Consider the following 24780-nt stretch of genomic DNA (forward strand, 5'->3'; position numbering starts at 1 on the left):
GCGGAAAGAAGTGACAATTAGTGGTCCGTTACGTACTGCGGCGTTTGCTGAATGCCATACCCATTCTGATCGGGATTACGATCATGTCCTTTGCGATCATTCACATGGCGCCGGGCAGCCCGCTATCGTCGTTTATCGAAGACCCGACGATCAAAGCGATCGACAAGGAGAATATGATCAAATCTTACGGACTTGATCAGCCGCTCTATATTCAGTATTGGAAATGGGTCAGCGGCATGGTGCAGGGGGACTTCGGCACTTCTTTCCTGAAAAACCAGCCGGTAGCCGACCTGTTGTGGGATCGGCTGCCGAACACGCTTCTTCTTACGGTGACCAGCTTTATCGTCGCCATGCTGATTGCGATACCGCTCGGCATTTTATGTGCGGTTAAAGTGAATTCGCGTCTGGATCAGGTCGTATCGGCGCTGACATTCGTCGGGATTTCGATTCCCGGCTTTTGGCTTGGATTGCTTCTCATCATGTTCTTCGCCGTGAGGCTCGGCTGGGTGCCGTCGGGAGGACTTCAGTCGATTAACGGGCCGTTTAGCCTGATGGATCGGGTGAGCCACTTGATTTTGCCGGTATTTACGATTGCTTGCTCGGAAGTGGCCGTCTGGATTCGCTACGTCCGCTCCAGCATGCTGGAAGTGATTCATCAGGACTACATGCGGACGGCCAAAGCGAAAGGTTTGCATGACGGGCGAGTGCTGACGATTCACGGGCTGCGCAATGCGCTCATTCCGCTGGCAACGCTGTTCGGCTTGTCGCTGCCCGGTTTTTTCAGCGGCTCGGTCATTGTGGAAACGATATTCAGCATACCCGGTACGGGACGCCTCTTTACGGAGGCGGCCTTCCAGCGGGATTACCCGGTCATATTTGCCATTACGACACTGGTTGCCTTCTTGTATGTATTAGGCAGCATTCTGGCTGACGTGTCTTATGCAATGCTAGATCCACGGGTCAGTCTGAGCAAAAGCGAGGTGAAAGCGTAAGCTATGAATACGGCTGTATCAACTCCCAACAATTCTGCGGGCATCGCCGCTCCATCCCAGAAGAACCGCGCCTGGGAACGGTTCAAAAGCAACAAACTGGCGCTGATCAGTTTGTTCGTGATGGCTGCGCTCATCCTGCTTGCGCTGTTCGCGCCGCTCATTGCCCCGTATAATCCGGCCGATCAAGATTTGATGAACCGGCTGAAACCGCCGAGCAAGGAGCATTGGTTCGGAACGGACGACCTGGGAAGAGACCTGTTGAGCCGTGTTCTATACGGTTCACGGGTATCTCTATCGGTTGGTATTTTCTCGGTATTGTTCAACGTCATCATCGGCATTACGGTGGGATCGCTCGCCGGCTATTACGGCGGGAAAGTGGACAGCATCCTGATGCGGATCGTCGACGTCATGCTGGCCTTCCCGACGATGTTTGTCCTGATTACGGTCGTGACGTTGATCCGGCCGAGCTTGGTCAATATCATTATCGTATTTGTCGCCTTTGGTTGGATGAGCAAAGCCAGGCTGCTGCGCGGACAAATTCTTTCGGTAAAAAACAGGGAATTCGTCGATGCCGCCCGGACGATCGGGATGTCGGACTTCCGCATCATCTTCGTGCATATTTTGCCGAACGCGGTCGCGCCGGTCATCATCTCCGCTACGCTGCAAATGGGCGGCATGATTTTGACGGAATCGAGTCTCAGCTTTCTCGGTCTCGGCATTCAGCCGCCGGACGCCAGCTGGGGGAACTTGCTCCAGAGCGCGCAAAGCTTGACGATCATGACCAAAGCGCCTTGGTTTCCGATTATTCCGGGCTTTATGATCTTCCTGACGATCATGTGCTTTAATTTTATCGGCGACGGGCTGCGCAGCGCACTCGATTCGCGATAAACCGAATGTACGCAGACCTCCGGTGGTACCGGGGGTCTTTTCTTTAACGATACAGAAAATTTTAGTTCAGTGAAGCAACAAAGCGAACGGAAATTTTCTGTACCAAGAAAAACTACCGCTAAAAACGGTCTGGCTGCTTTGAAGGACTCCGATAAGGAGTTTTTCTTATATTGTTGTCTTTCGTCGAAGCGGATGAACCTCATGAGCCATGGGACCGGCTCGGTATTTATCCGATGGATAATTTGTATCGGTTGCCGGGGTTGGAGCACATACATTTGCGGCATGGTTAATATACATACAACATGGCTTCAACGAAATCATGGTCAAATCGTCACGAGCATACGCGGTCTTCATGGGGAAGGGTGATGCAGGCCAATGAGGTTAAGCGCTTAACTTAACTCAAGAAATGACCTTGGCAGAGAGGGGTAATGCCATTGTTTTCACAAGCCGGTTTCACATCCGGGAGAAGGAGATGGAAAGAAGGGCTGCTCGGATACTTGTTTCTGGCTCCGTCGCTTGCGGTCTTCATTATGTTTCTGTTTTATCCCATGCTCCGGTCGGTCTACCTCAGCATGACATTAACCGACCCGAGAGGGCGTATTGCCGCCTTTGTCGGGCTTGAAAACTACATTGATTTGTTTTCCTCCGGGCAATTTTTTACAAACCTGAGGGTGACGATGCTGTTCATATTGTTCACGGTGCCGACAACGATCGTCTGGTGCTTATTGTTGGCAGCGCTTTCGCACAATAAGCTTCGCGGCATGAAAATATTCCAGTTTATTTTTTCGCTGCCGATCGTCATCTCTGTAAGTACCGGCTCCATCATCTGGCTGCTGCTCTTTCACCCTACGGCGGGCATGCTCAACTACTTTATCGGTTTTCTCGGCCTCGGGCCGGTTTCCTGGCTGGCCGATCCGTCGTCCGCGCTGCTCTCGATCTCGATGATGACGGTATGGATGAACATGGGCTTCGTCTATATCGTGCTGCTCAGCGGGCTGCAAGGGGTGCCCGACGAACTGTATGAGAGCGCGAAAATCGACGGCTCCGGCCCGTTCCGAACGTTCGTGCAGATCGTGCTGCCGCTGCTGTCGCCGACGATCTTTTTTGTGTTGATCGTATCGGTGATCAGCGCCTTTCAGGCGTTCGGGCAAATTCATATTTTGACGAAGGGCGGGCCGATGAATACGACGAACGTGGTCGTCTATTCGATCTACCAGGACGCATTCGTCAACTTCCGCTTTGGCATCGGCAGCGCGCAGGCTCTGGTGCTGTTTGTCATCATTCTGGCGCTTACGGTATTCCAGTTTAAAGTTTTGGAGAAGAAGGTGCATTACCAATGACGATGAGCCGTATAGGCGCCGCGTTCATTTATCTCATTCTGCTGGCCGTTTCGCTTATCGTGTTGTATCCGCTGCTGTTCACGGTCTTCTCCTCGTTTATGACGGAGAAAGAAGTATCCGTCTTTCCGCCGCCGATCTTTCCTCATCAGCTGTATTGGGGCAACTTCCAGAAAGCGGTCGAGACGGTGCCTATTGTCCGTTTTATCGTCAACAGCGTGGTCGTGTCATCGGCGATTACGGCAGCGCAGCTCTTCACCTCCAGCCTAGCCGCGTACGCGTTCGCCTTCATGAACTTTCGGTTCAAGAGCGCCTTGTTTCTGCTATACCTCTCGACGATGATGATTCCTTGGGAAGTGACGATCATCCCGAATTATTTGACGGTCAAATCGTGGGGATGGCTCGACAGTTACCAGGGGCTGATCGTTCCGTTTATGGCGGGCGCTTTCGGCGTATTTTTGCTGCGCCAGTTTTTTTTGCAGCTGCCGCATGAGCTGTTCGAGGCGGCCCGAATGGACGGCTGCGGACATGTGCGCGGTTTCGTATCCATCGTGCTGCCGCTGTCCAGACCGGCGCTGGCCACCTTGACCGTATATGTGTTCCTGAATCATTGGAACAGCTATTTGTGGCCGCTGCTCATTACGAACAAGCCGACGATGCGCACGGTGCAGATCGGCGTGGCGATGCTGCAGCATGAAGAAGTGATGTCCTGGAACCTGATTTTGGCCGGCGTCACTTTGGTGCTGCTGCCTTCGTTCGTGCTGCTCGCGCTCGGGGTCAAGCAGCTGATTCGCGGCATTACGGCCGGAGCGGTCAAAGGGTAATGTCAACCGTGGTGGCGGGAATCCGTTCCTGCGAACGGATGGCTTGCTATAAATCAAAATGAGGGAGCGTTACATATGAGAAAATGGAACAACAAAGTGCTTCTCGGCGTGACCTTGCTATCCGCGATGCTCGCGGCTTCCGCATGCAGCGGCGGCAGTCCGGCGGGGGATCCGGGCAAGGGAGGCGATTCGTCCGCCGGACCGAAGAAAGTTGTGTTCTGGCACGCCATGGGCGGGGCGAACCAGAAGGTTGTGGAACAGCTGGCCGCCGACTTCAACGCCTCCCAGAACAAAATTCAGGTCGAAGCGATTTACCAGGGCACGTATGACGACCTGCTCAGCAAGCTGAAGACGACGATGGATACGAAGGACGGGCCGACCCTCGTGCAGGTGTATGAGATCGGCAGCCGCTTCATGATTGATTCCAAAGCGATTACGCCGATGCAAAAATTTATCGACATGGACAAATACGACCTGTCGCAGCTGGAGCCGAACATTACCGGATATTACACGTTTGGAGGGAAGCTGAATTCGATGCCGTTCAACACGTCGAACCCGATTTTGTACTACAACAAGGACATTTTCAAAGCGGCCGGACTCGATCCGGAGAAGCCCCCGAAAACATTCGAAGAGCTGCAGCAGATGGCTGATAAGATTACGAAATCGGGCAAGGCGGTCGGCGCGAACTTCGCAATTTACGGCTGGTTCATGGAGCAGCTGTTCTCGAGCCAAGGAGCGGAGTACGTCAATAACGGCAACGGCCGCAACGCGCTTGCGACGGAATCGCTCGTCAATTCCGAAGCGGGCGTCAAGACGCTGACCTGGTGGAAAAACCTTGTGGACACGAAAGCGGCCAACAATCTCGGGCGCAAAACAGATGATTCGAAAAAAGCATTCTCCGCCGGTCAAGTCGGCATGATTCTCGAGTCGACGGCTTCGCTGAAAGGGCTGGTGGACAATGCGCAGGGCAAGTTCGAAGTGGGCACCGGATTTCTTCCGAAGCCGTCCGGCGCCAAGGAAGGCGGCGTCATCGTAGGCGGGGCCAGCTTGTGGATCATGAACAACCGTCCCGACGACGAGCAAAAGGCGGCGTGGGATTTCGTCAAATTCCTCACTTCGCCGAAGGAGCAGGCCTACTGGCACATTAACACCGGCTATTTCCCGATTACGAAGAAAGCATATGAAGAACAGAGCGTGAAGGACAATTTGAAAAAATTTCCGCAATTCCAGACGGCCGTCGACCAGCTGCACCAAACGAAGCTGAATACGGCGACGCAGGGCGCGGTCATGGGCGTATTTCCGGAAGCGAGACAAATCGTCGAAGGGGCGATCGAGGAGGCGCTCAATAACAAAAAGTCGCCGAAGGATGCGCTGGACGGCGCAGCCAAAGACATTTCCGCCAAATTGCAGCAGTATAACAAGACGGTGAAGCCGTAAAACGGGCACGTAGCGTAGAAACGATATAACGGAATGTAAACTCCGAAAGCCCTGGCGCAAGCCAGGGCTTTTCCCCTTCAGCTGTCCGTCATCAAGTGAGACAATACGGTGCCGAGACGGGATTAGAGACGCTTCAAACGCAAGCTGCGTTTACATTCGGGACCAAGCTTAACAGAGATTTTACCTCGGTTTTACATAAAAGAGTTGAAATGGGTAAGCGCTTTACATATAATAAAAGTTGTAAGGTAATTAAACCGGTTTAATACAAGCCGGTTTGCATTAGGACCTTTGTTAAACCGGTTTAATGAAATCTTAATATTGCAGGCAAGGATGGGGCAAACGGTGGCTACAATCGATGATGTTGCAAAGAAGGCCGGTGTGTCCAAAGGCACGGTGTCCAGCGTGTTCAGCAAGAAAAGGCCGATTTCCCGTCAAGTGACGGAACGGGTGCTGGAAGTAGCCAAAGACTTGGGGTACTTTCCGAATCACGTCGCCCGCAGCTTGGCGATCAAGAAGACGATGATCGCGGGACTGAAAATGCCGATATCCAAGGACAGCAATATGTCCGGCTTTGAAATCCAGATGATTAACGGCGTGATGAAAGAATGCTCCAAAAACGGATATCGGCTGCTGCTTGATACGCTGCCGGAGCATGACGACCCGACGCAGTTCTCGATCGATCCGGTCGATGGCGTCATCATGCTGAATCCGCGCAAGCAGGATCCCCGCATCGAACGATACAAGCAAATGGGAATCCCGCTCGTGCTCGTAGGCCGGCCTGACCCGGAGGATGAAACCGTGTGCTACGTCGATAACAACAACCGGGATTTGGGCTTTAAAGTCGGCGAATATTTGCTTGGTATCGGGCACCGCGACATTTTGTTTCTCAACGCCGCTTCAGACATGACGGTCGCCTACGATCGGGAAAACGGTTTAGCAGGGTCCTTTGCGGCGCAGGGCATACCTTATGGCAGCGTGCAGGTGCTGAACTACTCCCGCAAAATGCATTATAACGCGGCCGAGTACGGTTATCGCTCGATAATGGAAACGTTCGGCAAGAAGCATTACACAGCGGTCATTGCCGATACGGACCGGGTGGCGCTTGGGGTGCTGCGGGCCGCCCGCGAGCTGAACATCGACGTGCCGGTACGGCTGTCGGTCATTGCCTTGAGCAACGATGCGACGGTAGCGCAGGAAACGACGCCGAAGCTGACGTCTGTCGATCAGTCCGCCGAAATTTTAGGTGCGGAAGCCGCTAAAATTTTAATAGAAAAAATGAATGATTCAAGTATCGTGCATCAACGGGTAATCGATGCCAAGCTGGTTATTCGCGAGTCGTGCAGCCACTTATCCTAAAAAGCTGCAAGGCTTCGCTCCTAATATGAAAGCGCTTCATTAAGATTTTGTAAAGGGGGTGTCCGGGTGAGCGGAAGATGATGAATCGATCGGCTCGCCGGGAATGAATAGAGAGGACTGCCTCGAAACAAGCGCATCAAATCGCATTTTCCAAAATGAACTCGGGAGGGTACACATGAGTAAGAAAGCGAAAGCGGTAAGCTCTTTGGTTGCTGTAATGCTGTTAGGCAGTGCGCTGGCCGGTTGTACGAGCGGCAATTCGGCCAGCGGAACGGATTCGAAGTCGGACGGCAAGAAGGAAGATCGCACGCTGCGCATGATGGCCAGCGTTATCGGGGGCAAATCGCCGGAAGAAAACACCATGTTCGAAAAAGAAATCGAGCGCCTAACCGGCATCAAGGCGAAGCTGGATAAACCGGCTTCCGACTATAACCAGAAGCTGATGGCTGCCGTTTCCTCCGGAGAAAAGTTCGACCTGCTGCAGGTGAGCAAGGAAACGATGAATCAATTGATCGATCAGGGCGTACTGACGCCGCTGACGGATAAAGTGAAGGCTTCCAAGGTGCTTCAGGACCCGGAAGTGCTGCCTGCGGCCGAGTGGGATCAAGTGAAGACGAAGGACGGCAAAATATACGGGGTGTTCACCAAATACCAGGGCGGCACGATGCCGATCATCCGCAACGACTGGCTCAAAAAGCTGAATCTGCCGGAGCCGAAAACGCTGGACGATTATTATAAAGTGCTGAAAGCCTTTACGGAGCAGGACCCGGACGGCAACAACAAGAAAGACACGTACGGTCTGTCCACGGCCGGCATGTACGAACTGCAAGGCATCTTCAGCGCAGCGGGCCTCAAGCAGCGCTATGTGGAGAAGGACGGCAAGCTGGACGTTCCGTATTCGACGGATGCCGCGATCCCGGTATACCAGTGGCTGAACAAGCTTTATAAAGAAGGCATACTCGACCCGAACTTCGCAACCAACGACACAGGGAAAATGCGCAACCTGTTCCTAGCCGACCGCGTAGGGATGATCACGTATTGGGACGCATGGGTAGGCATGCTGAACAATACGCGCAAAGAGCAGGATCCGAAGACGGCGTTTGAAGCGAAAGGGCTTCCGGGCATCGCTGGTCCAGGCGGGAAAAACATGCTGCGCCGCGGAGATCCAGATGTGTGGGTTATCCCGGTCAACGCGGAGCACCCGAAGACGGCGTTCGAATTCATCGAATGGTGGCATTCCAAGGACGGCATCATTCTCGGCAGCCTAGGCATTAAGGATAACGATTATACCGAAAACGGCGGCAAGTACGAGCTGACCAAAGCCGGCAAAGAGCATGCGATGGATCACGGGGTGCCGTTCTGGTACAACAAGAAAGTGCCGAATCCGTTCGGATTGCTGCAGGGCGTAAAAGAAGCGCAGGATCTGCTAGCCAAATATTCGTCGCTCGAGTTGACGCCTCCGAGATGGGCGGACGCTGAGAAGATCATTAACGAATACTCCTTCAAAGCAATACTCGGCGAAATGCCGGCGGCCGATGCCGTGAAGAAAATGCGCGAAACGCTCAAAGCGAACAAGTTGATCGACTAACGGCTGAAGGGGGAGTATGCATGACATGTATACTCCCCGATGATTCCATAGAAGATACAGCGAGAGGTGGTGGCTGCGTTGAAGGCCGTCTGGAGATACAAAACGCTTTATCTGATGATGCTTCCCATCCTGGCCTATTTTTGTCTGTTCTCGTTTTACCCGCTCATCCGCGGCTTTATAATCAGTTTTCAGAACTTCCGGCTTATCGGCAACCGCCCGTTCGTCGGCTTCGATAACTATGCCGCGGTGCTGAGGGACACGGCCTTCTGGGATGCATTTCAAAATACGCTGATCATCGGCGTCGGCTCGCTTGTTATCGGTTTTGTGATGCCGATCATCTTGGCGCTGTCTTTAAATGAAGTGATGTCGACCTGGTTCAAAAAAGTGACGCAAATGGTTGTCTACTTGCCGCACTTGTTCTCATGGGTCGTCGTCGGCGGGATGTGGATCATGATGCTGTCGCCGGATACGGGGATCGTCAACCAAATTTTGCTGGCCTTTGGCACCGACAAGCCGATCGGCTTCATGTCCAGTTCCTTTTATGCCCGCGGCGTCATGATCTTCACCTCCGTCTGGAAGGAGATGGGCTTCACCTGCATTCTGTATTTGGCGGCGATCGTGTCGATCAATCCGGCGCTTTACGAAGCGGCCAAAATCGACGGCGCGAGCCGGTGGCAGGCGGTCCGCTATATTACGCTGCCTTCGCTCCTCTCGACGATGAAGGTGGTCATCATGCTGAACGTGCTCAGCATCCTGCGGATGTTCGATCAAATTTTCGTCATGCGCAACGGGGCGATTGCGAGGAAAGTCGATGTCATCATGATGTACACGTATCAGAAAGGGATTCTCGAGTTTAAGATCGGCATCGCTACCGCCGCCGGCTTTCTCGTTATTTTTGCGACGTTGATCATTACATTCGCAACCCGGTTCCTGATCCGTTACGACGAGGGGTGAGATGATGAATTTGAGAACGAGACAAGCAGGAGTCGGAAGCCGTTTGTTCGACACGGTCAATGTATTGTTTTTACTGTTATTGATCGCGACCATGATTATTCCTTTCATTAATACGTTCGCGCTTGCTTTTTCGACGAACTTCGCTTCCATGCAGCCGGGCATCGTGCTGTGGCCCAAAGAGTTCAGCATCGAGGGATTCGGTACGGTATGGAACCGGATGCAGCTTTATCTTCCTTTCACCAACAATGTCATCGTCACCGTCGCAGGAACGGCCGGACACGTCGTGCTGTGCGCGATGGCCGGTTACGTGCTCGTGCAGCCGCTGCTGCCTGGGAAGAAAGCGATGGTCTCGCTTATATTGCTGACGATGATGGTGCCGGGCGAAGCGATCATGATTCCGCTCTACGTCGTAAATAAGGAGCTTCACCTGCTGAATACGCTCTACGCGTTAATCATTTCCGGTCTCGTCTCGGGTTTCAGCGTGCTGCTGATGCGCAATTTCTTTCTGTCCATCCCGATGGAAATGTCCGAGTCGGCGCGCATGGACGGGGCAGGCGATCTTCGCATTTTCTTTACGATTTACCTTCCGCTTGCAAGCGCAGGCCTTGCTACCGTCACCCTGTTCGAGTTCGTCAGCCGTTGGAACCAGTTTACGCCTGCGCTGCTCTATATTAGCGACCATGCCAAATATACGTTGCAGATTGCTTTAAAATCGCTTATCGTCGATACGGACTCTACGTCCAGCAATTTCATCATCACAACGAATGTGAGAATGGCGGGGATCGTCATCGCGCTCCTGCCGCTTATGCTCATTTATCCGTATGTGCAAAAATATTTTGTCAAAGGCATTATGGTCGGTGCGAATAAAGAATAATTGCCGCGAAAATGAATACCCAAACATGAAAATGACGGGGAGCCATCCTATATGAATAATCAGAAAACCATCCGCTCGGCCATGACGCTGACGCGGGTCATCGAGCATTCGGAGCAAAGCGCATATATCGAGATTCCGTTCGACATGCCGGATCACGTGGAAGAGCTGTTCGTATCGTATCGCGTGCAGCCGCACGGGGAAGGGAAAGCCGTTGTCGATTTGGGCGTGCGCGATCAGCGCCGGGTCAGAGGCTGGAGCGGCGGTGCCCGCAAGGAGTTTCGGATCGGACTGGAAAAGGCCACGCCGGGTTATCTCCCTGGCGCGCTTTCGCCGGGCAACTGGGCTGTGCTGCACAATGCGTACCGCATTCCGCCGGAAGGATGTACCGTCACCGTGACGATCGAATGCATGTACAAGACGCCCCGCTGGCTGAAAGGCGACCTGCATACGCACAGCGTCAACAGCGACGGCAAGTATACGCTCGAGGAAAACGCGGCGATCATGGAGCAGCTTGGCTGCGACTTCATCGCGATGACCGATCATAACGCGATCAGCCAAAACTTGACGTATCCCCGCGGCACGAGCGTGGTCATGATTCCGGGGATGGAGTTTACGACCAATTTCGGGCACAGCAACTTTCTCGGAGTGACGGACCCGCTGCGCGATTTTCGGGTGAAGGATCAGGACGACGTGAATGCGAGACTGGCCGAAGCGCGGGAACGGGGAGCGAAAATCGTGCTCAACCATCCGCATTGCGATCATTGCGCATGGGAATGGGATTTTAACGTCGACCACGATTGGGTCGAAGTTTGGAACGGCCCTTGGACAGCCCGCAATGAGCGGACGCTCGCATGGTGGCAAAGCGAGCTTGCCTCCGGGCGCAGGCTGACGGCGATCGGCGGCAGTGACGTGCATCGCCCCGACCCGTACGTGAAGCATGCAATGCCGTGCACGTGGGTGTACGCGTCATCCAAGACGGTGGAAGGCATCCTGGAAGGCATCGACCGGGGGCATGTGCATATCTCCTACGCGCCGGACGGGCCGTTCGTCGGGCTGCGCTGCGGCTCGTTCATCGCCGGCGACGTCGTGCCGGGCGGGGAAACGGAGCGGATCGTATCCGTAGCCGCGGAAGCGCTGAAAGCCGGAGACCGGTTGAAGCTAATCGGCAATAACGGAGTCGTGAAGGAAGTGGACGTCACAGAGGACGGGGCGCTGGAGCTTGGCTTCGACGCCGGAGAAGGAAAGCTGTCGTTTATCCGCGCGGAAGTTTGGCGGCACTTTGATGTCGTGGGCATGACCTTGATGGCGGCGCTGACGAATCCGATTTATTTTGACTGATGGAGACCTGCTGCGAAGCTGGCTCGCGACATATCGATTGGCACAACTATCCATACGAGGTGATGCTTAATGAAGATGACGCTGATGACCTTCAATCTGAGATACAATACCCCGAATGACGGAGACAACATTTGGTCGAACCGTTCGGACCGCGCGGCGCGAATCATGCTCGATCATGATCCGCTTGTGATCGGTACGCAGGAAGGTTACCATGTCATGCTGACCGATTTGCAGGAACGGCTGCCTGATTATGCATGGATTGGGCAGGGCCGCAAGGGAGGGCATGAGAACGAGCACTGCGCTATTTTTTATAAAAAGGCGGAGCTCGAGGTGCTGGAGCAAGGACAGTTCTGGCTTTCGGAAACGCCGTATGTGATCGCCTCCAAGAGCTGGGACAGCAACCTCCCGCGCATTTGTACATGGGCAAAGTTTGTCCATACGGGGACGCAAACGCAGTTTTACTTATATAACACGCATCTCGACCATTTGGGGCAGCAGGCTAGGGAGAACGGCGCAAGGATGATATGGGATTTACTGTGCGAGCACCGGGAATCGTCGGGGCTGCCGGCGGTCATGATGGGCGATTTGAACAGCCGGCCGCACGAGCTGCCGATTCGTTTCCTGCGCGGCGAAGCGGAGATTGGGGGACGGACGACGTCGCTGATTGACGCCTACAGCAGGCTATCCGGAGTGATCGGCCTGACCGCGCACAGCTTTGAAGGCGGAGCGGAGGGAGAGCCGATCGATTATATTTTCGTTACGCCGGACGTTAACGTGTCGGAGGTGGTTGTCGACCGCAGAAAGATCGACGGAGCCTACCCGTCCGATCACTATCCGATCGTCGCCAAAATCGAGCTGAATGGGGAATAATCGGATGGAACAAAGCGTGAAACTGGAGAAAATTTACGTCGTATTCAAAACTCACTTTGATATCGGTTTCACCGGATTTGCATCGGATGTCGTCAGCCGCTACAGCTCCGATATGTTGAAGGAAGTCAACGAGATCTGCGCCAAAACCCGAAACAACGCGGAGCATGAAAAATATGTATGGACGATGTCGTCCTGGCCGCTGCTGCAGTCGATCGAAGGCAGTTCTACGGAAGACCGCGAGCAGGCGCTCGCTTTCCTCGAAGACCGGCAGCTCATCTGGCATATGCTTCCGTTCACGACACATACGGAGTTTTGCGGGCTGGAGGAATGGATACGCGGCATGTACATCTCCCGCGATTTGACGGAGCGGTACGGCTACAAGCCGACGGATGCGAAAATGACGGACGTTCCCGGCCATACGTGGAGCGTGCCTTCATTATTGAAAAAAGCCGGCGTGCAAATCCTTCACCTCGGCTGCAACGGATTTTCGACGCCGCCCGACGTGCCGCCGGTTTTCTTCTGGGAAGGGCCGGACGGGGAGCGGCTGCTGACGTTTTATTCGAAGGGCGGTTATGGAACGGGGATTCTTCCCCCGGACGAATGGACGCATCCGGTATGGCTGGCGATGATTCAGACGAACGACAATCACGGCCCGCATGAGGCTTCCATCGTCGATGAAATGAAAACGTCGATTGCGGCCAAAGGGCTGTACGACACGGAGCTGCACATCGGCAGCCTCGGCGATTTCGCGGAAGACTTCCTATCGCGAAATCCGGATTTGCCTGTCATCCGCGGCGATTTGGCCGACGCCTGGATTCATGGCGTAGGCACCGCGCCGCGCGGGGTGTCCCGCGTGCGGGAGCTGCGGGGCCGCATTGCCGCGGCGGAGAGCGCTTTGTCGCTGCAGATGGTCGAGGGCACCATCGGCGGAGAGCGGGCGGCCGCCGTGAAGCGGCTGCTGGACGACAGCTACGAGCATGCGCTGCTGTTCGGCGAGCATACGTGGGGGATGGACTGCAAGACGTTTCTGTTTCCACGGAAAGCGTACGACAAGCCATCGTTTCTGGAGCTCAAGCAGAGCGAGCGCTACCGTCGTATGGAGCATTCGTGGCAGGAGCAGATCGATTACGTGGACCGGGCGGAACGCGCGTTAACGGAGGCTATGGCGCTGCTCGGAGCGGCTGGCGTCGGTGAAGATGCGGCGACCGAGCAAGAAGCGGCGGCCGCTCTGAGCGCAGCGGACGAGGGCGGTGCGGAGAGCGCCGCGACTGCGGATGTCCCCGTGGCTACGGGGAACATCGGGAAAACGATCCGCGCGTATAACAGCTTGGGCTGGAGCCGGGATATGCGCCTGACGCTCGCGCCGGAGCAACTTCCGCAGCAGGGTGAAGCGCTGATCGACTGTGCGACCGGCGAAGTACTGCGCGTCGGCGTTCGGGAAGGCGTCGCCCAAGTGGAAGTTAAAGGAATGCCGGCGCTGGGCTACAAGACGCTCGCTTACGTCAATGCTCCCGTTTCGGATCGGAGCGAGCAGCGAGAGTTTGATCCGGGTCAGATCGTGGAATCATATGGCGGCGGCTTGCTTAAAGCGAGCTTACACGAAGATATGGCGGTACTTGAAAACGAGTTTTACACCGTGAAAGTATGCCGCAGGACAGGGTGGCTCCGCAGCCTGTATGACAAGCGGCTGGAAAAAGAATGGATCGAGCAGGCGGAAGATCGGGGAGCGAAGAGCGACGCATCTTACGGCTTCGGCCAATTTGAATACAATATTTACTCCAATCGGGAAATTACCCGCTACATCAAGAAATACGCTTACCGCTTTTATGATTGGGGCGTTCACGACTTCGGCAAGACGGACTACCCGGAAGCGCAAAAGCGGCTTTCCTTTACAACGGTGCTGAAAGATTTCCGTCTGGTCGAGGAGCGGGACCGCATTAAAGTCGAATGTACGGCAGGTGCAGCCGACGAATCCGTAACGGAATACGGCAACGCGCGCGATATCGTCTGGAGCGTCACGTTAACGCGGGATGCCCACATCGACATGGAGTGGCGGCTGCTCGGCAAAGAGGAAACGCCGCTTGCCGAATCGGGTCACATCGTATTTCCGCTGAAGCTTGACCATCCGACTTACCGGGTCAATAAAATGGGCAGCGTCGTCGATCCTTGTAACGACCTGATCCCTTATTCCGGTACGCTGCTTCACTGCTGCGAGCATTTCGTCGACGTCTCGGACGGAACCGCCGGCTTGGCCATCGTTCCGCTCGATTCGCCGCTGCTATGGATCGGCCGCAACGGGATGTGGGATTACGAGCCCGACTACAAGCCGGAGAAGCCGGAGCTCAACTTCAATTTGTTCAACAATTGGTGGGGCACCAATTTCCCGCAATGGATTGGCGGCGATTTGACATACCGCTTCCGGCTTATCCCGCATAAGGGAGACTGGCGCGAAGGCGCCGTGTGGAAGGCGGCCGAGGAAGCGAGGGCCGACAGCGGCTGGGCCGCGTCTGCGCAGTCTGATGGAGGGGCGCAAGCCGCAGTGGCGGATTTGACGCGTGCAGATGCGTTCGCAAGCGCCGCATACAGCAGCGGCACGGGCACAGCGTCCCCTTTTACGCTGGAGCTGTTTCCGGGCGGGCTGCCGGACATGGCCGTCACCTGCTTCAAACCGGCCGAAGACGGAGACGGGTTTATCGTCCGGTTGCGGGATTGGCACGGGGAGGCGCGCACCGTTTCGATCGGCATCGCCGACCGAGTCGCGGAAGTGCTGAAGACGGACTTGCTTGAATATGGAGGAGAGACGATGACGTTCCAGCAGCCGGCAGGTTCAAGCAGCCGGGTGGTTCGGCTGACGACCGGAGGCTTTGAAGTGCATACATTGCGCCTTCGGTTATAACGGCTCATTTTGCCTGAAGAATGGATTGTTCGCCGAGTCCTGCCTCCGGTTTACACAGCGGCAGCCGATATCGTATGATGGGTATGAAATGTTGTGTGGCGCGAGGAAAGGGAGAAACAGATGAAGCCGACGATTTACGACGTTGCCCAGGCAGCGGAGGTATCCATCGCAACCGTATCCAAGGTAATTAACGGCACGGGGCGGATCAGCGAAAAAACGCGAAAGCATGTCCTTCAAATTATGGAGGACTTGAAATATAAACCGAGTATGGTCGCTTCCGCTTTGACGGGGAAAAGCACTTACACGATCGGGCTGACGCTTCCGGATTTGGCCAACCCGTTCTTTGCGGAGATTGCCCGGGCGGTCGAGGACCGGGGGCATGAATACGGGTTCAACTTGTTTATATGCAGTACGGACAACGATCCGGAGCGGGAGGTCAAATATTTCTCGCTGCTGACGCAAAAGCGGGTCGACGGCATCATCATTGCTTCCAGAACACAGAAGGACCAATATGTCAAAGGGCTCATTCAACAGCAAATTCCGATTGCGATGATCGCCAGGGAGATGCCGACGCTCGCGGTGGATACGGTGATGGTGGACGATTTTCTCGGCGGCTATCAGGCCGGATCGCATCTGCTCGAGCTCGGTCATCGCCGCATTGCGATTCTCGCCGAAGACATGAATGAGATGAGCAGCCGGGAACGGATACGCGGCTGCCGTCAAGCAATGCTGAACGCGCAGGTCGAGCCCGATGAAGCGCTGATTGCCGTAGGCGGCTTTACCGTCGACAGCGGCAAAGAAGCCGCGGGCCGTCTGCTCGAGACGGACAACCGGCCGACGGCGGTGTTCGCCTGCAACGACGTGCTGGCCATCGGCGCCAACCAGGCGGCGCGCCGCTGCGGCCTGCGCGTACCCCGGGATCTCTCCATTGTCGGCTTCGACAACACGATCCTGGCGACGATTATGGACCCGCCGCTGACGACCATCGCCCAGCCGATTCAGGAGATCGGGCGGCAAGTCGTCGATCTGCTGATTCAGGAGATCAAGGGCGAGAAGGTGCTTAAGCAGCGGGTGCTGCTCATGCCGCAGCTCGTGGAGCGGAGCTCCTGCGGGCCGCGCAAATAAACGACTTGTCAGGCAAGCCTGATTTGTCTGCCTACGGCGTTTCTGCACGCGAAGCGAAGTCGCCGGCTTACCTCCTTCGGCGGCTCAAACCGCCACGATGGATTACATGGTGCCAGACGCAGTTCCTTGAAAGATTGGTTCTCAAGTGCCGTTGCTCGTGCCGCCGGGGACAATTCCCCCAAAAAAAAGAGCAGTAACTTCAGGATCAAATTCCTGGAATTACTGCTTTGGCACTTAGCCCCCCCATCCTAGCGCAATCTTCCCCGGTACATACATCCTGACCGCCGTCTCAAACGCTGCTGATGGCATATGAGCGGACGCTTGCTCCCCTACTCCGGACTTCATGGAACCGCCCCATGTTCTATTTAGCAGCGTCAATCGCTTTGTTTGCCGCCTCATCGGCATCCCTCAGCGCCGTATTGACGTCTTTATTGCCCAAGATGACATCATTGAATGCTTTAATTACTTCAGTTTGCGCAACGGTTTGATATTTCATTTTGATCGCAGGATCGGCGAATTTAGACGGGAGAATCGCTGAAACCTGTTTTCCGGTTAAGAACGAAGCATCTTTCCCAATTTCGCTTAGTAATTTTGAATTATTGAGGACCGGGATTAATCCTTTTCTCGCCAAATGGGTCTGCATCTCCTCCGACGTCAAATAGGAAATCACTTCAAACGCTTGATCCTTGTCTTTGGCCATCTTCGTTATATAGAAAAAGGTCGGATAGTTCTGCGGTCCGATTCCCTTCTTATCGCTGAAGGTCGGCATCGGCGCATAATCCCAGTTCAATCCGGACTGGGTCCATCGGGAATGCAGGCCGCTAAGCGCCATAAACATCGCGACAGTTTTGTCTTTTTCCCACTTTTCTAGGAGCTTGGTGTAGGAGACCGTATTTTTGTCCAGCTCGTTGCCTGGAATCTTGAACGCACCGATTAACGTCTCGAAGGTTTTGACGAACGGCTCTTTCGTAAACATTGCCCGGTTCGTTTTCGGATCGACATACGGGGCGGAATAAGGCGTCAGCATCAAAAAGTGTGAATTTGAAATGCCGAGTCCGGTGTACTTTTTACCGCCGTCCTCACGGGACAGCTTGCGGGTCAAATCCATCAGCTGTTCCCAGCTCATGCTTTCTTTAGGGTAAGGTACGCCGAATCGGTCAAAAATTTCTTTGTTATAAAAAAGCGACAAGGTTGTCGTATTCACGGGGAGGCCATATATTCCGCCGTTCGCAATTTGCCGCTGCATCTCCACCGCAGAAGGCTCCAGTACGGTTAGGTCGTAATTATATTTCTTGATCAGATCGGAAATATCCACTTCCATTTGATATTGCTGCAGCGACATCGCCGTCTGGCCGATCGAGTTGTACAAAATATCGATCCGCTGGCCTGCAGTGATCAACTTATCCAGACTTGCATCCTGGGCATTGTATGTAATAAACACTGGCGTAATATGCGGGAACTTTTCTTTAATCTTATTGCCATACATCTCCATAAAACCCTTTTCGTCAAAGTCGCCGCTTGTGGAATAAAAAACGAGTTCGATGGGATCCTTTTTGGCGGACGGCTTTTCCGCCTCTTTGTTAGGCTGCTGCGTACTACCGCCTCCAGAGCAGCCTGCCATTGCTGCCGCAATGAATAATGATGTCAGCCAAACCCCTTTGTTCAACTTCATACGTTTCCACTCCCTTATTTGTCGTAGGCGCTTAAGAAAGGATTACGGCTCGCTGCCGAAACTTTGGTTTGACCTTGTTGCGTTGGGCTAATGGTACACGCTGGAAAGGGGAAAGGGCTATGTTCAAATTTTTAACTTTTCCTCATATTTAATAAAATGTATAAAAGAGTTAATAATCTAAAAAATTGAATATTGCCACCGTACTATCCCTTCTGCTAACGGCTGGCCCACCAACGATAGTAGCGCAGCTGTGCTGTAATGATATTCGGAGCCGGTCCTTGATGATTGCCTGAGGCCATCCAATGTAAAGGGCGATTGCTCCGCTAATCGCATGCCGTCCCGTATGGCACAGGGTCCCCTCGGCAAAAAAAACGGTTGCGGAGCGGCAGCATTTTTCTAAACGTCCGCGCGTAAATTTGAATTGACAAAACAAGGAACGTGCATTAGAGTAAAGTTGTTGGGAAAGCGCTTAACCTTACGAGGGTGAGCAAAGCTTTTATATAATTTCGAATGCCGTTTTCTTACTTTTCTAAAAATGACGCAGTATTATTTTGCAACCGAATCTTCATTTCGTATTTATGGGGAGGGACGATCCTTAATGAACACCGTACGGCTGACGATGGCGCAAGCGCTGCTTCGGTTTTTGAACAATCAGTATATCGAGATCGACGGCTTGGAGCACAAGTGTTTTAAGGGCATCATGGGCATTTTCGGACACGGCAACGTGACGGGCATCGGCCAGGCGCTGGAGCAGTATAAGGATGAAATGCTATTCATCCAAGGGAAAAACGAGCAAGGCATGGCTCATGCTGCAATCGCTTACGCGAAGCAGAAGAACCGCCTCGAAATGTTCGCCTGCACGTCCTCCATCGGCCCGGGAGCGCTCAATATGGTGACGGCGGCGGGAGTCGCTTCCGTAAACCGGATTCCGCTGCTGCTGCTGCCCGGAGACATATTCGCCAGCCGGCAGCCGGACCCGGTGCTGCAGCAGGTCGAATATCCGCTCGATTACACGGTCACGGCGAACGACGCCTTCAAGCCGGTCAGCAAATATTGGGACCGGATCCACCGTCCGGAGCAGTTGATGACAGCCGCCATCAACGCGATGCGCGTGCTGACCGATCCGGCGGAAACGGGAGCGGTCACGCTTTGCCTGCCGCAGGATGTGCAGTGCGAAGCGTATGATTATCCCGAGTCGTTCCTGGCGAAACGGGTGCATCATCTCGACAGGAAACCGGCGGCTACAGCGGCTGTAGACCGGGCGGCGGAGCTGCTGAGCGGCAAAAAGAAGCCGGTGCTCATCGCCGGCGGCGGCGTCCATTATTCGCTCGCGACGGATACGCTGCGCGAGTTCGCCGAAGCGTTCCGGATTCCGGTGGTCGAAACGCAAGCCGGCAAAAGCGCCATCGCGTGGAACCATCCGCTCGGCTTCGGCGGGGTCGGCGTGACGGGAACGCAGGCGGCGAATCGGCTGGCGGCCGAAGCCGATGTTCTCATTTGCGTAGGGACGCGGCTGTCCGATTTTTCCACCGCTTCCAAAACCGCATTCCGCAACGAAGACGTTCGGTTTATCAATGTGAATGTAAGCCCGCTCGACGCCTACAAGCTGGATGGCATTACCGTAGTCGCCGATGCGAAGGAAGCGCTTCTGGCATTATCCGATGCGCTGAAGGAGCGGCAGTACACGGCCGCTTATGATGACGAGGCGCTTGGCGCGCTGAAGCGGGAGTGGGACGCCGAAGTCGACCGCCTGTATGCGGCCGAGAACGAGCAAGGGCTGGCGCAAACCCGCGTACTAGGAGAAATCAACGGTTTCCTCGGCGAGCGGGATGTGATCGTCTGCGCAGCAGGAAGCTTGCCGGGCGACCTGCACCGCGTATGGCGAGTGACGCAGCCGAAGACGTATCACATGGAGTACGGCTTCTCCTGCATGGGATACGAGGTGTCCGGCGCTTTCGGCGTAAAGCTGGCCGATCCGGACCGCGAGGTGTACGCGATCGTAGGCGACGGCAGTTACCTGATGCTTCATTCGGAGCTCGTTACAAGCTTGCAGGAAGGACGCAAAATCAATGTGCTGCTGTTCGATAACCACGGTTTCCAGTGCATTCACAATTTGCAGCGGGGCCACGGCAGCGACGGCTTCGGCAACGAGTTCCGCATCCGCAGCAGCGAAAGCGGCCAGCTTGGCGGCGGCTTTATGCCGATGGACTTTGCGGCGCATGCCCGAAGTCTGGGAGCGGCTGCGTTTACGGCTCGCACGCCGGCAGAGCTGCGGGATGCGCTCGAGCAGGCGAAGCGGGAAACGAAATCGACGCTGATCGACATCAAGGTGCTGCCCGGCACGAATACGGACGGTTATGACTCGTGGTGGCATGTCGGCGTAGCCGAAGTGTCCGAGTCGGCCAAAGTGCAGCAATCGTTCACGCAGCTTCAGGAACGGTTAAGCACGATTCGCAAATATTGACCGGCCGGGCGCGGTCTCGCCGGTGCAGGCTCGCGTTGAATCGGCACCGGCGAAGGCGCCGGCACTGGGCATCCATTTTTGGCAAATCCGAAGGAGGACGCTTCCGAATGAACAATGTGAAATACGGCATTTCGGCGATTAACTGGGTGAACGAAGATATATTGGAAATGGGCGACCATTACACAGCCGAGCAGGTGCTGACCGACATGTCGAGCCTTGGCTACGAGGGTACGGAATTTTGCCGCAAATTTCCGCGGAACACCGAAGCATTGCAGTCGTTGCTCGGCTCGAAAAACATGGTGCTGACTTCGCAGTGGAAATCGGTTCACTTCACCGATCCGTCCCGCCGGGAGGCGGAGCTGCAAGCTTTTCGCGCACATGCGGATTTCCTGAAAGCAATGGGCTGCAAATACGTGGTTACTTGCGAAACGGGCAACGCGTTCGAGGATTTGAGCCAAAATTCGGTCCGCATCGAGCCGCTGACTGACGAACAATGGGAACATTTGGTGGAAGGGCTGCATGAAGCGGGCCGTTACTGCAAAGATAACGGAATGAAGCTTGTGTACCATTATCACGGCGAAACCGTCGTGGAGAGCGGCGAAGAAATCGAACGGCTGATGAAATCGACCGATCCGGAGCTGGTGCACATGCTGTACGATACGGGTCACGCGTACTTCGGCGGAAGCGATCCGCTGCATATTTTGAGGACGTACTACGACCGGATCGCTTACATTCATCTCAAGGACGTCCGGCAAGAGGTGCTGGACTGGAAACGTACGCAGGGCGTCCGCTTCCGGGATGCGGTGCGCAAAGGCGTATTCACGGTTCCGGGAGACGGTTGCATCGATTTCGGCCCGATATTCCGGGAACTGAAGGACCGCGGGTATGAAGGCTGGATGATTATCGAGGCCGAGCAGGATCCCGCGATCGCCGACCCGGTGAAGTACGCCCGCAAAGCGAAGGAATATATCGAGCAGGTGTCGGCTTAATACGCTTGCGACATTTATCGCGTGTCGGAGAGTAAAGCGCTTAACTCCAATCTGAGCAGACGGAAAGGTTGTCAGACGATGGACAAAATAACAATCGGCATCATCGGCGCGGGAAGGATCGGCAAGCTGCATGCCGAGCATTTGAGCAGAAACCGTCAAGTCGTCGTGCAGACGATCTCCGACGTATTCGTTACGGAGGAACTGCGGGCCTGGGCGGCGGAGCTTGGCGTCGGCGCAGTAACGGGCAATTACAAAGACATTATCGAGGATCCATCCATTCAAGCCGTATTTATATGCTCGTCGACCAATACGCATGTTCCCTTCATTGTGGAAGCGGCACAAGCGGGCAAACATATTTTTTGCGAAAAGCCGATCAGCCTCGATTACCGTCAGACCGCCGAAGCGCTGAAGGCGGTGAAAGAAGCGGGCGTACTGCTGCAAACCGGGTTCAACCGTCGGTTCGACCACAACTTCAGACGGGCGCGGGATCTTGTGCAGGACGGCAAAATCGGCAGTCCGCATTTGATCAAAATTACGTCGCGCGATCCGGCGCCGCCAAGCACGGACTACATTAAAGTATCCGGCGGCCTGTTCATGGATATGGCGATCCACGACTTCGATATGGCCCGGTACTTGTCCGGCAGCGAAGTGACGGAAGTGTACGCCCAAGGGGCGGTGCTGGTCAATCCGGTCATCGGGGAGCTCGGCGATATCGATACGGCGATCATTTTCCTGAAATTCGCAAACGGCGCGTTGGGCGTGATCGACAACAGCCGCCAAGCGGTCTACGGCTACGATCAGCGGATCGAGGTTTTCGGCTCGGAAGGCAGCGTCACCGTGCAGAACGACCATCCGAATACGGCCGAGATCAGCACCAAAGATTCGGTGTCGCGCGATAATCCGAAGTTTTTCTTCCTGGAACGCTACCACGAAGCGTACATTGACGAGACGCGCCAGTTCATCGACTGCATCGTGCACGGAGGTCAAGTGCCGGTGGACGGACATGACGCGCTGCAAGCCGAGAAGATCGCGTATGCCGCCAAAAAGTCGATGCAGGAGCGCCGTCCGGTTCCGTTGGCCGAGATCGATTAAGCGGAACGAAATCCGCGGATTGCAATCAACGAAACGATGAGAGGAGAGGGCATCATGGCACCATCCAAGCTAATCGTGCCGAGCGCGGCTCCGGCGGCGGACGGCAACGTTCTGCGCATTACTCCGCAATCGGCAGGCTGGTCGTATGTCGGCTTCGAAGTGTACCGGCTGCAGGCCGGACAATCGCTGAAGCGGGAGACAGGGGAGAACGAGGCGTGCCTTGTACTGCTGTCCGGTTTGGCCGATGCGGCAACGTCCGGACATAAATGGGCGCGGATCGGCGAGCGAATGAGCGTGTTCGAGCAAAAACAGCCGTACGCGGTATATGTTCCGCCAGGCGACGCTTATGCGCTCACGGCTTTGACGGAGGTGGAACTTGCCGTATGTGTGGCTCCCGGCAAAGGCTCGCATGCCGCGCGCCTGATTGCGCCAAGCGACATTGAGGTGGAAATTCGCGGCAAAGGGAATGCGCAAAGACGGATCCATCAAATACTGCCCGAACAGAAAGAAGCGGACAGTCTGCTTGTCGTGGAAGTGTTTACCCCGGGCGGCCACTGGTCGAGCTACCCGCCGCATAAGCATGACGAGGACAACTTGCCGGCCGAGTCGTATTTGGAAGAGACGTACTATCATAAAATTCAGCCGGAGCATGGATTCGCCATTCAGCGCGTATATACGGACGACCGGTCTTTGGATGAAACGATGGCCGTGAGAAACAGCGAAGCGGTGCTTGTGCCTAAAGGTTATCATCCGGTATCGGCGCCCCCCGGTTATGATGTCTACTACTTGAATGTGATGGCGGGGCCGATTCGCACGTGGAAGTTTCATAACGACCCGGATCACGAGTGGATTTTTAAAGAATGGGCGAAGTGATAACGACGTTCGGCGGCAAATAAGGAAGCAACATCTAACCGTTGAAAAATACAATTCAGCCGTAAGAAAATGCCGTGCGGCTGGTACAACAGGGCATAGCATCGCTTGCCGCGAGGCCTGAGGCCGGGGTGAGCGGTTAGCGGAAAAATACGATGAGCTAAAGGAGGCTGCAGCGCATGAGCCTGATTACGTTTGAGCTGAACCGCCCGATGGATTTTATCGGACTAGGGCGGCTGTGCATCGATTTGAACGCGAACGAAATTCATCGTCCGATGGAAGAGACGCGCACGTTTACCAAATACGTCGGAGGGTCTCCGGCGAACATTACGATCGCCATCGCCAGACTGGGGCTGAAGGCGGGATTTATCGGCAGAGTATCCGACGACCAGCACGGACGTTTTATTACGCATTATCTTGAAAAAGAAGGCATCGATACGACCAGCGTCACTACGGATCGATCCGGCAGCGTGACCGGACTTGCTTTTACCGAGATCAAGTCGCCGACGGACTGCAGCATTTTGATGTACCGCGATAACGTGGCGGACTTGAAGCTGGAGCCGGGCGACGTTCGCGAGGAGTACATCCGCCAGGCGAAGGCGATTATGATATCCGGTACGGCGCTGGCCAAGAGCCCGTCCCGGGAAGCGGTGTTCAAGGCCGTCGATTTGGCGCGCAAGCATAACGTCGTCGTGTTCTTCGACATCGACTACCGCCCGTGGACGTGGACGTCCCGCGACGAGACCGGCATTTACTGCAGCTTGGTAGCGGAGAAAAGCGACGTCATCCTCGGCGGGCGCGAGGAGTTCGATCTGCTGGAAGCGCCATTCGGTCCGCTGCGACAGGATGACCGCCTAACGGCGGAGCGCTGGTTCGCGCACCATGCGAAGATCGTGCTCGTCAAGCATGGCGGCGACGGCTCGGTCGCCTTCACGAAGGACGGGCAAAGCTTCACGGGTACGACATTCCCCGCGAACGTCGTCAAGACGTTCGGCGCGGGTGATTCGTTTGCCGGAGCTTTCATCTACGGCCTCATGAACGGCTGGGATATTGCCCGCAGCCAGCAATTCGGAGCCGCTTCCGCTTCGATCGTCGTGTCGAGCCACAGCTGCTCGGACGCGATGCCGACGGCGGAGCAAATTCAAGCGGTGATCGACAAGCACGGCAGCAAATAGCCGTTGATGTTGTCGGCGTACCGGCTTGTGGCTCGATGA

19 protein-coding genes are annotated in these 24780 nt (G+C 55.1%); 18 read left to right on the top strand and 1 reads right to left on the bottom strand.

Annotation, left to right across the window (positions count from 1 at the left end):
• Positions 1-20: 20 nt before the first annotated feature.
• The 13 genes from ACFQI7_RS31285 to ACFQI7_RS31345 all read left to right on the top strand — a co-directional run bounded on the left by ACFQI7_RS31285 (position 21) and on the right by ACFQI7_RS31345 (position 16479).
• Positions 21-992 carry an ABC transporter permease gene (locus ACFQI7_RS31285; protein ID WP_218101786.1) on the top strand — a complete coding sequence of 324 codons (972 nt, stop codon included), beginning with the start codon at positions 21-23 and terminating at the stop codon, positions 990-992.
• A 3-nt stretch (positions 993-995) separates the two neighbouring features.
• Positions 996-1880 (top strand): oligopeptide ABC transporter permease, encoded by an 885-nt coding sequence (gene opp4C / locus ACFQI7_RS31290; RefSeq protein WP_218101785.1) that lies wholly within the window; start codon positions 996-998, stop codon positions 1878-1880.
• Positions 1881-2308: 428 nt separating this feature from the next.
• Positions 2309-3220 carry a carbohydrate ABC transporter permease gene (locus ACFQI7_RS31295; protein ID WP_218101784.1) on the top strand — a complete coding sequence of 304 codons (912 nt, stop codon included), beginning with the start codon at positions 2309-2311 and terminating at the stop codon, positions 3218-3220.
• Positions 3217-4041 (top strand): carbohydrate ABC transporter permease, encoded by an 825-nt coding sequence (locus ACFQI7_RS31300; protein ID WP_218101783.1) that lies wholly within the window; start codon positions 3217-3219, stop codon positions 4039-4041. Before ACFQI7_RS31295 ends, ACFQI7_RS31300 begins: the two co-directional genes overlap by 4 nt.
• 75 nt (positions 4042-4116) lie before the next feature.
• Positions 4117-5478: an ABC transporter substrate-binding protein gene (locus ACFQI7_RS31305; protein WP_218101782.1), complete on the top strand. Its 1362-nt coding sequence runs from the start codon at positions 4117-4119 to the stop codon at positions 5476-5478.
• 342 nt (positions 5479-5820) lie between these two features.
• The gene (locus ACFQI7_RS31310) at positions 5821-6834 is read left to right on the top strand and encodes a LacI family DNA-binding transcriptional regulator (protein WP_218101781.1); all 1014 of its coding nucleotides are present in this window, start codon (positions 5821-5823) and stop codon (positions 6832-6834) included.
• Between the two features lie 175 nt (positions 6835-7009).
• Positions 7010-8422, top strand: coding sequence for an extracellular solute-binding protein (locus tag ACFQI7_RS31315; RefSeq protein WP_218101780.1), 1413 nt, complete (start codon positions 7010-7012; stop codon positions 8420-8422).
• A 69-nt stretch (positions 8423-8491) separates the two neighbouring features.
• Positions 8492-9376 carry an ABC transporter permease subunit gene (locus tag ACFQI7_RS31320; RefSeq protein ID WP_377518209.1) on the top strand — a complete coding sequence of 295 codons (885 nt, stop codon included), beginning with the start codon at positions 8492-8494 and terminating at the stop codon, positions 9374-9376.
• 1 nt (position 9377) lies between these two features.
• Complete coding sequence (locus ACFQI7_RS31325; protein WP_230415449.1) at positions 9378-10250, top strand: carbohydrate ABC transporter permease; 873 nt, start codon at positions 9378-9380, stop codon at positions 10248-10250.
• Positions 10251-10301: 51 nt separating this feature from the next.
• Positions 10302-11588: a CehA/McbA family metallohydrolase gene (locus tag ACFQI7_RS31330; protein ID WP_218101778.1), complete on the top strand. Its 1287-nt coding sequence runs from the start codon at positions 10302-10304 to the stop codon at positions 11586-11588.
• A gap of 69 nt (positions 11589-11657) precedes the next feature.
• Positions 11658-12458 (top strand): endonuclease/exonuclease/phosphatase family protein, encoded by an 801-nt coding sequence (locus ACFQI7_RS31335; protein ID WP_218101777.1) that lies wholly within the window; start codon positions 11658-11660, stop codon positions 12456-12458.
• 4 nt (positions 12459-12462) lie between these two features.
• Positions 12463-15354, top strand: coding sequence for a glycoside hydrolase family 38 N-terminal domain-containing protein (locus ACFQI7_RS31340; RefSeq protein ID WP_218101776.1), 2892 nt, complete (start codon positions 12463-12465; stop codon positions 15352-15354).
• Positions 15355-15474: 120 nt separating this feature from the next.
• Entirely contained in the window at positions 15475-16479 is a 1005-nt protein-coding gene (locus tag ACFQI7_RS31345) for a LacI family DNA-binding transcriptional regulator (RefSeq protein ID WP_218101775.1), read from the top strand.
• Between the two features lie 361 nt (positions 16480-16840).
• On the opposite strand, the gene ACFQI7_RS31350 is transcribed toward ACFQI7_RS31345, so the two are convergent.
• Positions 16841-18151 (bottom strand): ABC transporter substrate-binding protein, encoded by a 1311-nt coding sequence (locus ACFQI7_RS31350; RefSeq protein ID WP_218101774.1) that lies wholly within the window; start codon positions 18149-18151, stop codon positions 16841-16843.
• A gap of 598 nt (positions 18152-18749) precedes the next feature.
• Here ACFQI7_RS31350 and iolD point away from each other — a divergent pair.
• The 5 genes from iolD to iolC all read left to right on the top strand — a co-directional run bounded on the left by iolD (position 18750) and on the right by iolC (position 24741).
• Positions 18750-20615 carry a 3D-(3,5/4)-trihydroxycyclohexane-1,2-dione acylhydrolase (decyclizing) gene (gene iolD / locus ACFQI7_RS31355; RefSeq protein WP_218101773.1) on the top strand — a complete coding sequence of 622 codons (1866 nt, stop codon included), beginning with the start codon at positions 18750-18752 and terminating at the stop codon, positions 20613-20615.
• Between the two features lie 107 nt (positions 20616-20722).
• Positions 20723-21604 carry a myo-inosose-2 dehydratase gene (gene iolE, locus ACFQI7_RS31360; RefSeq protein WP_218101772.1) on the top strand — a complete coding sequence of 294 codons (882 nt, stop codon included), beginning with the start codon at positions 20723-20725 and terminating at the stop codon, positions 21602-21604.
• Positions 21605-21682: 78 nt separating this feature from the next.
• A complete protein-coding gene (gene iolG / locus ACFQI7_RS31365) occupies positions 21683-22696 on the top strand; it encodes an inositol 2-dehydrogenase (protein WP_218101771.1) in 1014 nt (337 codons plus the stop codon).
• Positions 22697-22750: 54 nt separating this feature from the next.
• Complete coding sequence (gene iolB / locus ACFQI7_RS31370; RefSeq protein WP_218101770.1) at positions 22751-23569, top strand: 5-deoxy-glucuronate isomerase; 819 nt, start codon at positions 22751-22753, stop codon at positions 23567-23569.
• Between the two features lie 176 nt (positions 23570-23745).
• Entirely contained in the window at positions 23746-24741 is a 996-nt protein-coding gene (iolC, locus tag ACFQI7_RS31375) for a 5-dehydro-2-deoxygluconokinase (protein WP_218101769.1), read from the top strand.
• Positions 24742-24780 lie beyond the last annotated feature (39 nt).

Source organism: Paenibacillus allorhizosphaerae (assembly GCF_042659105.1).
Taxonomy (GTDB): Bacteria; Bacillota; Bacilli; order Paenibacillales; family NBRC-103111; genus Paenibacillus_G; species Paenibacillus_G allorhizosphaerae.

Bases quoted from the DNA above. Each gene is read 5' to 3' on its own strand.
- opp4C (WP_218101785.1), top strand. From the start codon at position 996: ATGAATACGGCTGTATCAACTCCCAACAATTCTGCGGGCATCGCCGCT.
- ACFQI7_RS31295 (WP_218101784.1), top strand. From the start codon at position 2,309: ATGCCATTGTTTTCACAAGCCGGTTTCACATCCGGGAGAAGGAGATGG.
- ACFQI7_RS31300 (WP_218101783.1), top strand. From the start codon at position 3,217: ATGACGATGAGCCGTATAGGCGCCGCGTTCATTTATCTCATTCTGCTG.
- ACFQI7_RS31305 (WP_218101782.1), top strand. From the start codon at position 4,117: ATGAGAAAATGGAACAACAAAGTGCTTCTCGGCGTGACCTTGCTATCC.
- ACFQI7_RS31315 (WP_218101780.1), top strand. From the start codon at position 7,010: ATGAGTAAGAAAGCGAAAGCGGTAAGCTCTTTGGTTGCTGTAATGCTG.
- ACFQI7_RS31325 (WP_230415449.1), top strand. From the start codon at position 9,378: ATGATGAATTTGAGAACGAGACAAGCAGGAGTCGGAAGCCGTTTGTTC.
- ACFQI7_RS31330 (WP_218101778.1), top strand. From the start codon at position 10,302: ATGAATAATCAGAAAACCATCCGCTCGGCCATGACGCTGACGCGGGTC.
- ACFQI7_RS31335 (WP_218101777.1), top strand. From the start codon at position 11,658: ATGAAGATGACGCTGATGACCTTCAATCTGAGATACAATACCCCGAAT.
- ACFQI7_RS31340 (WP_218101776.1), top strand. From the start codon at position 12,463: ATGGAACAAAGCGTGAAACTGGAGAAAATTTACGTCGTATTCAAAACT.
- ACFQI7_RS31345 (WP_218101775.1), top strand. From the start codon at position 15,475: ATGAAGCCGACGATTTACGACGTTGCCCAGGCAGCGGAGGTATCCATC.
- ACFQI7_RS31350 (WP_218101774.1), bottom strand. From the start codon at position 18,151: ATGAAGTTGAACAAAGGGGTTTGGCTGACATCATTATTCATTGCGGCA.
- iolD (WP_218101773.1), top strand. From the start codon at position 18,750: ATGAACACCGTACGGCTGACGATGGCGCAAGCGCTGCTTCGGTTTTTG.
- iolE (WP_218101772.1), top strand. From the start codon at position 20,723: ATGAACAATGTGAAATACGGCATTTCGGCGATTAACTGGGTGAACGAA.
- iolG (WP_218101771.1), top strand. From the start codon at position 21,683: ATGGACAAAATAACAATCGGCATCATCGGCGCGGGAAGGATCGGCAAG.
- iolB (WP_218101770.1), top strand. From the start codon at position 22,751: ATGGCACCATCCAAGCTAATCGTGCCGAGCGCGGCTCCGGCGGCGGAC.
- iolC (WP_218101769.1), top strand. From the start codon at position 23,746: ATGAGCCTGATTACGTTTGAGCTGAACCGCCCGATGGATTTTATCGGA.